Here is a 16,703-nt window from a genome sequence, read left to right on the forward strand (position 1 = left end):
CAAACTTTAAACCACATGAGTATTAAACAATTATCTAAGAAAAAAGATAAATACGGTTTTGTATTTTTCTTTTTCCTGAATTTTTTGCTGTGCAGTTCTATAAACGCACAGACAACAATAGAAGGGAAGATTACCGATGCGACAGGTATGTCGCTGCCAGGGGTAAATATTAATGAAAAGGGAACAAAAAACGGTACTTCGACAGATTTTGAAGGAAGTTTTAAAATTAATGTATCAAACAGTAAGGCAACTTTAATAATTAGCTATTTAGGATTTCAGACACAAGAAGTAAGTGTGGCTGGAAAAACTAAAGTAAATGTAAGTTTAGTAGAACAATCAAACGCATTGACAGAAGTTGTGGTTGTTGGTTACGGTTCTGTAAAAAAGACAGACCTAACAGGATCTGTTAGTACAATCAGTGCTGCAACTATTACAGAAAGAAATACGATTAGCCCATTAGAAGCTATTCAAGGTAGTACGCCTGGGGTTCAGATCTCATCATCAACAGGACGTGCAGGAGACGGATTTAAAGTGGTGATTAGAGGAAACAATTCTCTAATTGGAGATTCAAGTAATCCAAGTTTGGTAGGATCTTCACCATTATATGTTGTAGATGGCGTTCCGATGGACGGAATCGATTTTTTAAATCCGCAGGATATCGCTAGAATGGACGTTTTAAAAGATGCTTCTTCTGCCGCTATTTACGGTTCTAGAGGATCAAATGGGGTTATTATTGTAACAACAAAAAGCGGAACTAGTGCAAAAGCAGGTATAAGTGTAACTTTTGATACTTCTTATGGAAATAAAGTAGCTGCTAGATTGCCAAAAATGATGTCTGGAGAAGAATGGTGGAAATTTCATCAGGTTGCTTATATGAGCGCAACGCCTCTTACGCAAACTCCTTCACAATTAGCCGCTTTGGCTGGAAATCAGAGCCCTTTATTGGTTTCTCGTGCAAATAGCGGTTATAATTTTGATTGGTATGATGCGGTACTTCAATCGGGAATGACAGAGAATAATTATTTAAATATTTCAGGACGCTCAGATTCAGGATTAAGCTATAACATAGGATTCGGAATTCAGAGTGATCGTGGTCTTATAGAAAATGATGCAACAGATAAATACTCTTTCAAATTAGGGTTAAATCATAAAATAAACGACAAATTTTCTACTGGTGTAAATGTTACAATTGCAAGATTAAACAATCAATTAGGTAGTGATTTAGCAATGCAGGACGCTTTTAGATTAAGCCCGCTAATGTCTCCTTGGGCAGTTGATGCGCAAGGAAATGAAAAAGTTGGAACTTTATTTTTTCTTCCGGGCAAGCTAACTTATCCTGATGGATCTTGGGCAATTAATAAGACTTCTACAGTCAATCCGTTAATGGAAATTGCGAATTCTTCGCAGACAGAAAACACTTGGCAAACAGTTGGAAATGCATATTTTCAATATCAGCCTTTAAAATGGCTTTCGTTTAAAACTACTTTTGCTGCAGGAATTATGAATAGTAAAGATTCGTCTTCTTACACTGCACAAACTAATGCTGGGGTAACTTTAAACGGAAAAAATTCTGCAACGCTAGAAAGTTCAGACAATTTCAATTATACATGGGACAATCAAATCGATTTGAAACATACCTTTAATGAAGTGCATGATGTTAGTGTATTATTATTGCAAAGTTTGTATTCTAATGTAGACGAAAGCTCATACATGTATTCTAATAATCAGCCTTTTGATGTTGGAACAGATAACATGGGGTCTGGCGCGCAAACGAGTTATGTTATAAAATCTGCTTATGCAAAAAACACTTTGAACTCGTATGCAGTACGTTTAAACTACGCATTTAAAGATAAATACTTGATTACAGCTTCTACTAGATGGGATGGTTCTTCTGTTTTATCTGAAGGTAATAAATGGGAAAGTTTTCCATCATTGGCGTTAGGTTGGAAACTTAGTAAAGAATCATTTTTAGAAAATAGTGCCGTTGTTTCAGATTTAAAATTACGTGCGAGTATTGGTTATACAGGAAACGATAACGTAGCAGCTTACACTTCTCAAGCGCTTTTAAACCAACAGACATTTTATGCACAAGGCTCAAATGTAGTTCCAGGATGGCAGTCAGAGAATTTGGCAAACCCAAATTTAACTTGGGAGAAAACAAGAGAATATAACTTAGGTGTAGATTTTGGATTCTTAAAAAATAGAATTACCGGTACTGTCGATGTGTATGACAGATTATCAGACAATTTAATTTACAAACAGCAATTGCCGGCAGAGTCAGGCTGGAAAAATACATTTGCAAATGTTGGGTCTGTTAGTAATAAAGGTATAGAAGCTTTATTGACAACAAAGAACATTAAATCTGGAAAAGTAACGTGGGAGACGACTTTTACATTTACTAAAAACGTAAATAAATTAGAGTCAATTTACAATCAAGATAAAGTAAGCGATATCGGAAACAAATTAATACTTGGAGCTCCATTAAACCCAAATTACAATTATGTTTATGATGGAGTTTGGCAAGAAAGTGAAGCAGCTCAGGCAGCATCTTACGGAATGGCTCCTGGTCAGGCAAGACCAAAAGATTTAAATGGAGATGGTAAGTTTAATCAAGATGATAGAACGGTAATCGGAAATCCAAATCCAGAATGGCAAGGAAGTTTTTATTCTAAATTAGTTGTAGGCCAATTTGATTTTAATTTTTCTGTCTTAACGAGTCAAGGACAAACTGTTTTGAGTACTTTTCACCAAAACTTTGCCGATGTAAGTGACCGTGGACGTCAGAAATTAGCAATGGATTACTTTATTCCAACTAATGGTGCAGGTATAGAAGCCAATGCAAATACTACAAACCCTAGACCTGGACCAGTTGCAACAGGTGCAGGTGCGTATTGGACATCTTTATTTGGATACTACAGAGACGTGTCTTACGTGAAAATCAAAAATATATCTTTAGGTTACACTTTAGATTCTGAATTATTGAAAAAACTAAAAATCTCTAATTTCAGAATTTATGTGAATGTTTTAGATCCGTTTGTGTTTACAAAATTCGATGGTTATGACCCAGAATGGGCAGCTTCTCCTTTTGGAGTAAACCGTCCGGCAGCAGTAACTACACAATTAGGATTAAGTGTTAAATTTTAATAAAGATATTCAAATGAAAAAAATACTAGTAATAATAATAGGAATAATTGCTGCAGCTGTAAGCTCTTGCAGTAATTATATTGAAGAAGATAGCCGTTCTTATGTACCGGCAGACGCGACATACAAAACAGCCTCAGGATTTCAATTATTGGTCAATACAAATTATGCTTGGCTGAAAGGAATTTATGGTGGAAACCCATGGCTTTTTGAAGCAGGAACAGATATGTACGCTGAAGGAAGAACTCCAGAACCAGCAGGATTGAGCCAGTATACACTGCTAATACCTTCTTCAGACAATGTAGCAGATTTGTATAATTCTTGTTATCAGCAAATTCAAGCAGTAAACAAGACCGTATATTATTCTACAGTTACAGAACAAACATCAAATATAAATACACTTGTTGGAGAAGCACGTTTTTTAAGAGCAAATGCTTATTTCTTATTAGTGCAAACTTATGGCGGTGTTCCAATTGTTTTAGATAACATAACAACTCCAGTTTTATCTTTTACCAGAAACACAGCAGAAGAAGTATATGCACAAATTATTGCAGATTTAGATTTTGCTTTGGCCAATGTAGGAACAGCTGCTTACAGCGCATCTGGAAAAGTAAACAAAAGAGCAGTAAACGATTTATTGGCAAAAGTGTACTTAACAAGAGGATATGAAACTTTTGGTAAAGCCGATGATTTTTCAAAAGCGGCTGCTTATGCCGATGCTGCAATTGCAGGACAGGCCTTAAATATTCCGTTTAATCAATTATTTGTTACAACAGCTACAGGTGATAACGATTTGAATGCTGAAACTATTTTTTCAGTACAGTACGATAAGGCTTCAACAAGTACAGATCCTACAAAATTGGGTAACAACCAGTTTTACTATTTCAGTTCTTATTTAGGAGGAGCAGAAACAGGAGCGCCTTTAAGAAGTTATAATTTGTGTCCAACAGATTATGCTTTAGGTTTATACGAAAAAGGTGATGCAAGATGGAATGCTACTTTTATGACTGAAATTGTAGAAGGACCAGAAACAACAAACGGAGTTACAAAGACAATTTTATATTATCCGTATTACAGAAGTTCAAATCCAGCCTCATTAAAAGTAAGACATTTTTATGAGCCAAAATGGTTTACCGCAGCAGATAAAGCAGATTGGATGACTGCTAATGCTTCTAGATTATCTTCGACATTTGTATACCACCCTTGGGGAGAATATTCGGCAGCGTATTCTTTAATTAAAAACCTAGATTGTTATACTATTCCAGTTAAGAAATTTGATGATGCAAATCCGACAACTCCTTCAAGTACAGGGCCAGTAAGCACAAGAGATATTATTGTTTCGAGACTTGGAGAAACTTATTTAATCGCTGCAGAAGCTTATTTAAAAGCAGGAAATCCAGGAACAGGATTAGACCGTTTAAATGAAGTAAGAAGAAGAGCAGGAGTTGCCAATGCAACTTTAGCTCAATTTAATATCGATTATATCTTAGACGAAAGAGGAAGAGAACTGTTAGGAGAATACAAACGCTGGTTCGATTTAAAACGTACAGGAACATTGGTAGAAAGAGCTTCAGCTCATAATTATAAAATAAAAGAAGCAAATTTTGTTGGTGTTGATGGTAAGCTTAAAATTTTAAGACCAATACCACAAACCGTTTTGGATTTAAACCAAAATAAAGATTTTCCTCAAAATCCTGGTTATTAGTAATTTGTTAGTTTTTTGAGAACTATGTTTTTTGAAGTAGTTAAAAAGGAGTTTGACTATAGGTCGAACTCCTTTCTTAACTAAAGAATTAAAGAAAAAATGAAAAAAGTAAAATTAATTATAGTATTGTTTTTGAATGTGTTTGTAATGCAAAGCCAGCAGTACAAAGTAGATACGTCGTACACTATTAAAAGCACTTTTACTAAATTAATTAAGAAATATCCGTTTATTACAATTCCAGAAATAAAAGCAAATCCAGAGGTTAAAGAAACATTTGATTTAGTTTATAATAAAGAACAAAATCGTGTTTTGCATTTGGATGCTTTTATCAATACAAAAAAGAAAAAAAATCCAGCAGTGATTATGATTCATGGTGGAGGTTGGAGATCGGGAAATAAAAATCAAATGCAGTTTATAGGAAAAGAAATTGCAGCAAAAGGTTATTCTTGTTTTGCAATTGAATACAGATTGTCATTAGAAGCAAAATATCCAGAAGGAGTTATTGATGTCAAGAACGCTATAAAATTTATAAAAGACAATGCGGCGAAATTTAATGTAGATCCAAACAAAATTGCGGTTTTGGGCTGTTCTTCGGGAGGGCAAATGGCAGCTTTGATTGGTACAACAAACAATAATCCGCTTTTTGAAGACAAAGAATTTAAAAGCCATTCCTCTTCAAAAGTTCATGCCATCATAGATGTAGATGGAGTTTTAGCATTCAAGCATCCAGAATCGTCAGAAGGAGATATGGCAGCATTTTGGTTAGGCGGAAAATCAGACGAAATGCCAGAAAACTGGAAAAACGCTTCGGCGTTGAGCCATACAGATCAAAATACGCCACCAGTATTATACATCTGTAGCAGTATTCCGAGATTTCATGCAGGAAGAGACGATATGATTAAAATCTTGAACAGTTATAAAATTTACAATGAAGTACAAACCATTCCAGATTCTCCGCACTCATTTTGGTTTTACGATCCTTGGTTTACACAAACAATCTCGTACAGCGTACAATTTTTAGATAAAATTTTTAAATAACTTAGATAAACTATTAGAAACCGCTAAATAAAAAGTAAAATTTATTTTTATGTGTAAATCTCTTTCAACAAAAATTAATCTAAAAAAAACAGTATTTGTTTTATTGATGCTTTTTGGTTTTAAAACTATTGGGCAGACTCCAAATGATGGAGAAGCAAAAGTTATTCCTTATGATTTAAAATGGTCAGAAAGAACGGCTCTTTCAATTTTAAATAAGTATCCGCAAGCATGGCAGCTTGACGGAAATGAAAAGCCTAAATGGGATTATAAAATGGGATTTGTATTGTCTGGTTTTGAAAAACTGTATCAAAAAACAAACGATAAAAAATACTTAAACTACATAAAAGAGTATGTAGACGGAATGATTGATAGTACTGGAAACATTAAGAAATATGATATTAAAGAATACAATATTGATTGTTTGAATCCGGGAAAACTGCTGTTTAATTTGTATGGCATAACAAAAGATTCTCGCTATTTGAATATTATTGGACAACTTCGAAATCAGCTAGAAAGTCAGCCAAGAACAGCAAGCGGAGGATTTTGGCACAAGCAGATTTATCCAAATCAAATGTGGATTGACGGTTTGTATATGGCAGAACCTTTTTATGCACAGTTTACTGTTAAATACGAAAAAGGAAAAAGTCTAGATGATATTGCTAAACAATTTGAATTGGTGCAAAATCATATTGTAGATAAAAAAACAGGTTTGGTATACCAAGCTTGGGATGAAAGTAAAGAGATTGCGTGGGCAGATAAACAAACAGGAACATCGCCAACAATTTGGGGAAGAGGAATTGGATGGTATATGGTTGCTTTGGTTGAAACGTTAGATTATTTTCCAAAATCACATCCAAAATATAAAGTTTTGGTAAGCTACTTGAATCAGATGGCAAAAAATGTGAATCAATATAAAAGCGAAAATGGACTTTGGTATCAAGTTGCTGACAAGCCAGAATTGTACGGAAATTACGTAGAGCCATCAGCGTCTGGAATGATCATTTATGCTTTTGCAAAAGGAGCCAATAAGGGTTATTTATCGTCAAGCTATAAATCAACAGCAAAAAAATCATTTGACAGTTTTGTAAAAGAATTTGTGAAAGTAGATAAAAAAGGAGAAGTAAATGTTTTGAATGTTTCATCAAATGTAGGTTTGGGCGGAAAACCATTCCGTGATGGAACAAACACGTATTATCTTATTTCCAAAACAAAAGAAAACGGTGCAATAGGCCTTGGAGCATTTTTATTAGCCGCAATTGAATTAGAAAAATAGTAGAATTTAAATATATTTTGAAATGAAAAAGAGTAGAAAGCAAAGTTATTTTATGTCGATTTTGATGGCTTGTTTTATGACCATTACAAGTTGTAAAGTAACATCGCAAGAGCCAGCAAAAACAGATATTGTAATAGGAAAGAAGCTGAAATGGTCTGATAAGATGGCCTTAACATTGATGAAACGCCATCCAGAATCCTATATGCTAGACGATGCTAAAAAGCCAAAGTGGGATTATGTTCACGCTTTAGTTTTGCATTCAATAGAAGAATTATACAAAAAAAATCCAGATCCTAGATATAAAGCTTATGTTAGAGGTTATGTAGATATTTTAGTTCAAGCTGATGGAAGCATTAATACTTACGAATTTGACAAATATAATATTGATTTAGTACTGCCTGGACGCTTGCTTTTTGATGTTTATGCAACTTCAAAAGAAGATAAATATTTAAAAGCATTGCAATTAATACGTAAACAGCTTTCAGAACAGCCAAGAACACAAAGTGGCGGATTCTGGCACAAGCAAATCTATCCAAATCAAATGTGGTTGGATGGCTTGTATATGGGAGAACCTTTTTATGCTGAATACACCGCTAAATTTGAAAACGGAAAAAGCTTTGATGATATCGCAAAACAATTTGAAGTAATTCAATTAAAAGCAACAGATCCAAAAACAGGATTATTGTACCACGGATGGGACGAGAGCAAACAAATGCCATGGGCTAATAAAGAAACAGGAAACTCTCCAAACTTTTGGTCTAGATCTTTAGGTTGGTACGTAATGGCTTTGGTTGATGTTTTAGATTACATGCCAAAAGATCATCCAAAAAGAAAAGAGCTGATTCAATATTTAAACAATGCTTCAGAAGCAATTCTTAAATTTCAAGATAAATCATCTGGTTTATGGTATCAAGTTACAGACAAAGGTGGCGAAAAAGACAATTACTTAGAAGCTTCTGGATCTGCAATGTTTTCATACGCCTTTGCAAAAGGTGCAAACAAAGGATATTTGCCAGCTAAATTTAAGAAAGCAGCCAACAAAGCTTTTGACGGATTAACTACCGTATTAATTAAAAAGGTTGATGAAGATGGCGGAATCACGCTAACAAACTGCTGTCAAGTAGCTGGTTTAGGTGGAAATCCGTACCGTGATGGTTCTTACGAATATTACGTAAACGAAAGAAAAAAAGACAACGATCCTAAAGCAACAGGACCATTTATTTTGGCTGCGATTGAGCTAAATAGATAATTTTTTAGAAGTTATGAGTTTTGAGTTATGAGTGATGAATGTTCAGCTTTGTCTTGCTGAGCGAAGTCGAAGCATCGCAAAGAAACTCCTCAAAGAAAAAGTAAGTTACAAACCCGACAGGTTTAAAAAAACTGTCGGGTTTAAACAAAAAGTATAGTTAAAAATGAAAAACATAAAAATCATCCTATTCCTCTTCTGTATTATTCCTTTTCAGAAGAATACCGCACAAGTTTGGACATCAGATAATGGAGACGGAACTTATACCAACCCGATTCTCCATGCCGATTATTCAGATCCAGATGTTGTTCGCGTAGGCGATGATTATTATATGACTGCTTCCTCTTTTAATTGCATTCCAGGTCTTCCTATTTTGAATTCTAAAGATTTGGTAAACTGGAAAATTATTGGTCATGCTTTGGTAAAACAGCCGCCATTTGAAACGTACGATAGGGTACAACACGGAAATGGAGTTTGGGCGCCAAGTATTACCTATCATAAAAACGAATTCTACATTTACTATCCCGATCCCGATTTCGGAATTTATATGATTAAAGCTAAAAAGGCAGAAGGTCCGTGGTCTGAACCGCTTTTAGTAAAAGCAGGAAAAGGATTAATAGATCCTAGTCCACTTTGGGATACAGACGGCAAAGCCTATTTAACTCATGCTTTTGCAGGAAGTCGTGCGCAAATTAAAAGTCTCTTGGTAGTTTGTACCATGAATCCAGAAGGCACCGTTGTCAATAATGATGAAGTAATGGTAATTGACGGACACAAAGACGAGGAAACAATTGAAGGCCCGAAATTTTATAAAAGAAATGGCTATTACTATATTTTTGCTCCTGCAGGAGGTGTTCCAACAGGTTGGCAGACTATTTTAAGATCGAAAAATGTTTTCGGACCTTATGAAAAAAAGAAGGTTCTAGAACAAGGTTCGACCGCTATAAATGGTCCGCATCAAGGCGCTTGGGTTACCACTCAGACAGGCGAAGATTGGTTTTTTCATTTTCAAGATAAAGATGCCTATGGACGAATTCTGCATCTCCAGCCAATGAAATGGGTAAACGACTGGCCAATAATGGGCGAGGATTATGATAAAAACGGAATTGGTGAGCCTGTTACTACTTATAAAAAGCCAAATGTTGGTAAAAAATATCCAATAGAAGCTCCAGTAGAATCGGACGAATTTAATGAACCTAGATTAGGTTTGCAATGGCAATGGCAAGCAAACAGACAAATAAATTGGGGATTTCCGACAAGTTTAGGTTACTTAAATTTGTTTTGCAATACAACTTCTCAGAATATCTTTAATGCGCCAAATTTATTATTGCAAAAATTTCCGGCAGAAGAATTCACCGCAACAACAAAACTGACTTTCAATCCGAGATTGAATCGCGAATCGACAGGTTTGATCGTAATGGGGTTAGATTATAGCTTTCTAAGTTTTAAAAATAATGAAGGAAAATTATACCTAAGTCAGAAAACAGGAACATTTGACAAAACAGTTTCAGAAAAAGAAACCACTCCAACACAAATAGATAACAACACGATTTACTTGAGAGTAAAAATTGGTAAAGGAGGAATGTGCAGCTTCTTTTATAGTTTAGACGATAAAAATTATCAAAAAATCGGAAATGAATTTAAAGCAAAAGAAGGAAAATGGATTGGAGCCAAAGTCGGACTTTTTGCTTTAGGCGAAGAAGTAAAAAATGATTCTGGGAATGTTGAAGTAGATTGGTTCCGAATCACGAAGTAAAAGTGCAAAATATAGAAAAAACGTATTTTTTGATTTTTTTTTCGAAAAAACGGCTTTCATATTTTGATTCTACCGGACGAATTTTAAAAAGCAATATCAAAAGACATTAGATTATAAAAAGATGTCTTAAATATATTATTAAGAGATTTTTCTTACAATAAAATAAAGGAATAGCTTGTTTTTTGACTTTTAGAAGAAAATAAGCCATTCCAAAAAATAAAAGGGTTAAAACAGATTAAAATGGCGCAATTAAAAAAAACTGCTTTATTGCTTATTACATTTTTAAGCATTGGACTTCAAGCTCAAACGTCTTATAAGCGATGGCCTGAAATTATTCGTAAGAGTGATGCTGCTTGGTTTGCATCTGCAGATGCAAAAAGAATAGCCGAAAACGTACTGCTTTACCAAAGAGACATTGGAGGATGGCCAAAAAACATTCAAATGCAGGAAGAACTTACAGAAAAACAGAAAAAAGATTTAATTACGCTTAAAAAAACCGCTGTAGAAACCACTACCGACAATGGAGCAACATGCCAAGAAATGCTTTTTATGTCTAGAATGTATGCGCAAGTCAAAGACGAGCGTTATAAGGAATCTTTCTTAAAAGGATTAAATTACCTTCTAGAAGCGCAGTATGATAATGGTGGATGGCCGCAGTTTTATCCGTTAAAAAAAGGCTATTATACGCATATTACCTACAACGACGACTCAATGGTAAACATTATGAATGTGATAAGAGCAGTCGCAGATCAGACAGATTATTACAGTATAAAACCTTCAGCAGAAATTGTCGAAAAATGCAAAAAAGCTTTTGATAAAGGTATCGACTGTATTTTAAAAACACAATATAAGCAAAACGGAGTTTTAACAGCTTGGTGCGCACAGCATGACGAAGTTACATTTGCTCCTGCAAACGCAAGAGCTTTTGAACTAGCATCTTTAAGTGGTTACGAATCGGCTAAAATTACACTCCTTTTAATGTCAATAAATAAGCCTTCGAGAGAAATTGTTACTGCAGTTAAAAGTGCTCAAGCATGGTTTGAAAAAACGAAAATCACCAATTTAGAAGAAAAAAGAGTTCTTAATGATGCTGGAAAAATTATAGACAAGAAGATGATTCCTTCCGTAAATGCTAAACCAATTTGGGCAAGATTTATGGACTTAGAAACCAATGAACCATTCTTTTGCGATCGTGACGGAATCAAAAAGAAAGCTATAGATCAGATTGGAGAAGAGCGAAGAAATGGCTATTCATGGTATTCTGATGCACCAGAAGAAGTTTTGAAAAAATATCCAGAATGGGCGGTTAAAAACGGCACAAAAGTAGGAGCGGTAGAAAAGAAAAACGTAAACTATATCACAGTAGCTCAAGACGGTTCTGGAGATTATACCAAAATACAAGATGCTGTTTATGCTACTCCCGCATTTCCGTATGAGAAAGTGACAATTTTTGTAAAAAACGGAATTTATAACGAAAAAGTCCGAATTCCAGAATGGAACAATAATGTTATTTTGCAAGGAGAAAGTAAAGAAAACACGATTATTACATATGATGATAATTTTTCTAAAATTGGTTTAGGAAGAAACAGCACTTTTTATACTTACACTCTTTTGGTAGAAGGAGACGACTTTTCAGCATCAAATCTTACCATCAAAAACACCTCAGGCGAGCACGGACAGGCAATTGCATTATCTGTAGTAGCAAACCGCGCCAAAATTACCAACTGCAACCTTTTAGGAAATCAGGATACTTTGTACTTATCTGGAAAAGAGGCTAAACAATATTTTAAGAATTGTTATATCGAAGGAACTACCGATTTTATATTTGGAGGAGCAACAGCTTTGTTCGAAAACTGTACAATTCACAGTATAAAAAGCTCTTATATAACAGCCGCTTCAACACCAGAAGGAACCCCTTTCGGATTCGTTTTTAAAAATTGTAAACTCACGGCAAATCCAGAAGCAAAAGATGTTTATCTAGGAAGACCGTGGCGGATTTATGCCAAAACAGTTTTTATTGACTGCGAAATGGGGAAACAAATTAAACCAGAAGGATGGGAAAATTGGTCGAAACCAGAAGCAGAAAGAAACGCCTTTTATGCAGAATACAATTGCAGCGGAGAAGGATTTCAACCTTCAAAAAGAGTAAAATGGTCGCATCAGCTTTCTAAAAAAGAGGCTGGACAATATACAATAGAGAACATTCTAAGAGATAAAATTGCAAATTGGTACTTAAAGTAAGTCGCGGTTTTCAGTCACAGTCTCAGTCACAGTCTCAGTTTACACTGAATACTGCAACTAAAAGCTAAAAAAGAAGGCATACAAAAACAAATAAAAAAAATCTGCATAATCTGCTAAATCAGCGAGAGTAAAATTTTCACGCTCCCGATAGCTATCGGAATAAAAGATCAAAGCAGATTTAAAAGGTTTTTTGAGAATTAAATCTGCGCAGATCAGCTAAAATCAGCACAATCTGCGTGAAATAAAAAAACGCAACATAAAAATGAATCTAAAATACCTTTTCTTAATACTCATCGCCAGTACTTGTTTTGCACAAAACAGCAATTTTCCGTCAGTAAAAGTCGATTCTATTGTAAACAGGATAAAGCTTCCAGAAATTCCTTCTTTTCAAATCAATGTAATGAAATTAGGAGCAAAAGGAGATTCTGTTTCAGACAATAAAAAAGCTTTTGATAAAGCAATGGCTTTGTGTAAAAAGAATAATGGAGGAACAATTATAGTTCCTAAGGGTATTTATAAAATCAACGGACCAATTCATTTTGTAAGCAATGTAAACCTTAAAGTAGAAAAAGGAGCCAAAATTAAGTTTAGCGACAATCCCAAAGACTATTTGCCAATGGTTTTAACGAGCTGGGAAGGCACAATGCTGTACAATTACAGTCCGCTTATTTATGCTAATAACTGTACTAATATTGCTATTTCTGGCGAAGGAACTATAGATGGAGAAGGCGGAAAGATATGGAAAACCTTTAAAGCAAAAGAAAACGAAGGCAAGAATCGAAGCCGTGAAATGAATCATAATAATGTGCCATTAAACGAAAGAAAATTTGGAGAAGGCTACTTTTTAAGACCACAGATGATTCAGTTTCTGAATTGTAAAAACATATTAGTAGAAAATATCAGAATAGAAAATTCTCCATTTTGGTGTCTTCATCTTTTAAAATCAGAAAGCATAACAGTTCGAGGCATTAGCTACAAATCACTAAACCATAACAATGACGGAATCGATCCAGAATACGCTAAAGACGTTTTAATTGAAAATGTAAACTTTGATAACGGAGATGACAACGTTGCCATAAAAGCGGGAAGAGATCATGAAGGAAGGTCTAATACCGAGACTCCAAGCCAAAACATTGTCATTAGAAACTGTAATTTTAAAGGGCTGCATGGAGTAGTAATTGGAAGTGAAATGTCGGCGGGTGTTCAGAACGTTTATGTAGAAAATTGCAAAACAGCGGGATATCTAAAGAGGGGAATTTATCTAAAAACGAATGCAGACCGTGGAGGATATATTAAAAATATATTTGCTAATAACATCCAATTGGACCAAGTAGAAGATTGTTTATACATTACAGCAAATTATCACGGAGAAGGCAAAGGGTATCAATCGGATATATCAAATGTATATTTTTCGAATATAACCTGTAACAAAGCATCAGAATCAGGAATTGTAATTCAGGGATTTGCAGACAAAAAAATTAAAAATATATCATTAAAAAACATAGAAATCAAAGAAGCGAAAAACGCCCTGTCAAACGAAAATGCAGAAAATGTCTTGATGACAGATGTGTTTATAGGTAAACGAGCTGGAGTGCCTACGGCAGTTTCAAAGCATTAGGTTTATCGTAAAGTGTTTTTTTACCGCAAAGAACACAAAGAAAGCGCAAAGTTCGCAAAGTTTTTATTCTTTATGTGCTTTGCCAAAGAAGGCACAAAGCTTTGTCTCTTTGCCTTCTTTATTAAACCTTTGTGCACTTTGCGTATCCTTAGCGTACTTTGCGGTAGAAAACAACTTTGCAGTAAAAAACAAAAATAAAAGAAAATGAAAAAATACATCATCCTAACACTTTTAATTACGACAGTTAGTTTCGCACAAAAAACTACTTTATACTGCATTGGCGACTCCACTATGGCCAATAAAAAAGATCCCGAAAAAAATCCAGAACATGGGTGGGCACAGGTATTGCAGCCCTTATTCCAAGACAATATTGTAGTGGTAAACAAAGCCGTAAACGGAAGGAGCACAAAAAGCTTCCTCACAGAAAAACGCTGGGATTCGATATATCAAAAACTGAAAAAAGGAGATTATGTATTTATCGAATTCGGACATAACGACGAAAAAATAGAAGATCCAGCACGTTACACCAATCCGCACACAGCATACAGATACAACCTAATAAAATTTGTAAAAGAAAGTAGAGAAAAAGGAGCGATTCCGGTGTTATTAACCTCTATCTCTCGACGCAATTTTAACGAAAAAGGCGTTTTAGTGCCTACACATGGCGATTACCCTTTAGAAACTCGATTGGTGGCTCAAGAATACAATGTGCCTTTTATAGATTTAGAATATTACACCGAATTATTGGAGCAATCTTATGGTCCAGAAAAATCAAAACAGCTTCATCTTCATTTTAAAGCAGGAGAGAATGCCTTTTATGATAAAGACAAAGCTGATGATACGCACCTTTCATTGCTAGGAGCGAATAAAATTGCTGAAATAGTAATTAACCAAATTAAGCTTTCTAATGATCCTTTGTTAAAAAATCTTAAAAACGGAATTAAGTAAAACGTTTTTAAATTTTAATCACGGCAGACGGATTCCAACCTGTGTTGTCCAATTGTATTTTATAGGATAACCCAAATTTTGAAACTGAAACAAAGGCATTATATAATTTTTGTCGGCATCAATTGCAGTAGCTGTAGCAATTGCTTTTAGTTTAGAATCTTTTTTGACAGCATGCAATAAGGCATTTATTTGTTCGTAAAGAGCTTCTTCACTCCTCATTAGCGGAACCTCCTTTTACAATATCGTCCAATTGGTCAAAAAAGATTTCAGGTTTTCCCCATTTTGTTTCTCCTTTTTACCGTTAGTAGTTGGTGAAATCGATTTGGTTTTGGTCTAATCTGTTGTTTTTGATTTTCCATCGTAATCGCTTAACGAGTACAAACCAATCTGATTAATCAAAGGCTTAGTTTTATTCTAAATTTTCATTTTTTTTTCAAATTTTAAAACATATTTATATTATATCATAGTAGGATAAAAAAGAGAGGAATAATTCCTCTCTTTTTTATTTGAATCTGGTTCCTCCTTTTTTATTGTTCTTTAAAATGCCAGTTAAAAAAGTACAATGATTTTTTAAAAATTATAAATATTTGATATAGAGTTGTTTTTCTTGTATTAAGAAAGGGTGTTGTAAGAATGTCTTAATCTAGCACATTAAAAACTTTTAGAGGTTATTGAAAAGTGATTTTCAAAATAATTTCGTGCATTTAAAATATTGTCGTTTTAATCTTTTTTTAAAGAAATAATTAAACGTGTAATTAACTTAATGTATGAAAAATAAATTACTCCCTCTGTTTGTTATTTTTGGAGCTTATTCTGCTTATTCTCAAGTCGGTGTTGGGACATTGGAACCCAATAAATCTGCACAATTAGAAGTTTTTTCAAATGATAAAGGTATTTTAATTCCAAGAGTTAAATTGAAAAGTTCGACTGATAGAGTTACGGTTACTAATGGAAATACGGGTTACGAAGATAGTTTGTTAGTTTTTGCGATCGACACTATCGACGATATAAAACCAGGTTATTACTATTGGTATAACGAAAAATGGAATAGAATAGTGGTCTCTGGAGAAATTCCTGCAACTACCGGGACAGTTATTTACAATTCTACTACAAATCAATTTTCTTATATGGATAATGCGGGTAACTTAAAAGTTATCGATATGGAGGAAATTGTAAAGACTAACCAGACAGTAACAAGAATAATTAATAACGGCTCAGGCAGCTACACATATAAGAATGAAGCTGGAGATGAAGTGACTATTAATGTTATCAATGACGTTGCGGACAACTTCCAGACGATTGTCAATAATGGGGACGTAAAGCGCATAATAGAAAATATTGTCAATAAGACAGAAGGCAATATAAGCTATAATGCCGAAACGACTGAGTTTACCTATACCGATAAGAATGGGGACACTCAGATTGTGGACATGAAGGAGATTGTAAAAGCCAATGAGACAGTAACGGAAATCGCCAATAACGGTTCGGGCAGCTACACATATAAGAATGAAGCTGGAGATGAAGTGACTATTGATGTTATCAATGACGTTGCGGACAACTTCCAGACGATTGTCAATAATGGGGACGTAAAGCGCATAATAGAAAATATTGTCAATAAGACAGAAGGCAATATAAGCTATAATGCCGAAACGACTGAGTTCACCTATACCGATAAGAATGGGGACACTCAGATTGTCAACATGGGAGATATCGTAAGGGCCAATGAGACCGAAACAA

Annotated in this window: 10 protein-coding genes and 1 pseudogene; 10 read left to right on the plus strand and 1 reads right to left on the minus strand. The window is 34.5% G+C overall.

Annotation, left to right across the window (positions count from 1 at the left end; all coding sequences use genetic code 11):
- Nucleotides 1-15 precede the first annotated feature (15 nt).
- The 9 genes from JC605_RS20655 to JC605_RS20695 all read left to right on the plus strand — a co-directional run bounded on the left by JC605_RS20655 (nt 16) and on the right by JC605_RS20695 (nt 14,966).
- Nucleotides 16-3,144: a TonB-dependent receptor gene (locus JC605_RS20655; RefSeq protein ID WP_198857989.1), complete on the plus strand. Its 3,129-nt coding sequence runs from the start codon at nt 16-18 to the stop codon at nt 3,142-3,144.
- Between the two features lie 13 nt (nt 3,145-3,157).
- Nucleotides 3,158-4,846 (plus strand): RagB/SusD family nutrient uptake outer membrane protein, encoded by a 1,689-nt coding sequence (locus JC605_RS20660; protein WP_198857990.1) that lies wholly within the window; start codon nt 3,158-3,160, stop codon nt 4,844-4,846.
- A gap of 99 nt (nt 4,847-4,945) precedes the next feature.
- Nucleotides 4,946-5,884, plus strand: a complete 939-nt coding sequence (locus JC605_RS20665) for an alpha/beta hydrolase (RefSeq protein WP_198857991.1) — start codon at nt 4,946-4,948, stop codon at nt 5,882-5,884.
- Between the two features lie 49 nt (nt 5,885-5,933).
- On the plus strand, nt 5,934-7,157 hold the full coding sequence (locus JC605_RS20670) for a glycoside hydrolase family 105 protein (protein WP_198857992.1): 1,224 nt from the start codon (nt 5,934-5,936) through the stop codon (nt 7,155-7,157).
- Nucleotides 7,158-7,179: 22 nt separating this feature from the next.
- Nucleotides 7,180-8,406, plus strand: a complete 1,227-nt coding sequence (locus JC605_RS20675) for a glycoside hydrolase family 105 protein (protein ID WP_198857993.1) — start codon at nt 7,180-7,182, stop codon at nt 8,404-8,406.
- A gap of 163 nt (nt 8,407-8,569) precedes the next feature.
- On the plus strand, nt 8,570-10,159 hold the full coding sequence (locus JC605_RS20680) for a glycoside hydrolase 43 family protein (RefSeq protein WP_198857994.1): 1,590 nt from the start codon (nt 8,570-8,572) through the stop codon (nt 10,157-10,159).
- Nucleotides 10,160-10,399: 240 nt separating this feature from the next.
- A complete protein-coding gene (pelA, locus tag JC605_RS20685; protein WP_198857995.1) occupies nt 10,400-12,400 on the plus strand; it encodes a pectate lyase in 2,001 nt (666 codons plus the stop codon).
- A 262-nt stretch (nt 12,401-12,662) separates the two neighbouring features.
- Complete coding sequence (locus JC605_RS20690) at nt 12,663-14,018, plus strand: glycoside hydrolase family 28 protein (RefSeq protein WP_198857996.1); 1,356 nt, start codon at nt 12,663-12,665, stop codon at nt 14,016-14,018.
- 204 nt (nt 14,019-14,222) lie between these two features.
- A complete protein-coding gene (locus JC605_RS20695) occupies nt 14,223-14,966 on the plus strand; it encodes a rhamnogalacturonan acetylesterase (protein ID WP_198857997.1) in 744 nt (247 codons plus the stop codon).
- 18 nt (nt 14,967-14,984) lie between these two features.
- Here the strand turns inward: JC605_RS20695 and JC605_RS20700 are convergent, their stop codons facing one another.
- Nucleotides 14,985-15,185 (minus strand): hypothetical protein, encoded by a 201-nt coding sequence (locus tag JC605_RS20700; RefSeq protein ID WP_198857998.1) that lies wholly within the window; start codon nt 15,183-15,185, stop codon nt 14,985-14,987.
- 548 nt (nt 15,186-15,733) lie between these two features.
- On the opposite strand from JC605_RS20700, the pseudogene JC605_RS20705 reads away from it, so the two are divergent.
- Nucleotides 15,734-16,703: pseudogene (locus tag JC605_RS20705) on the plus strand (hypothetical protein); the annotation flags it as partial.

Source organism: Flavobacterium sp. IB48 (assembly GCF_016405855.1).
GTDB lineage: Bacteria > Bacteroidota > Bacteroidia > Flavobacteriales > Flavobacteriaceae > Flavobacterium > Flavobacterium ginsengisoli.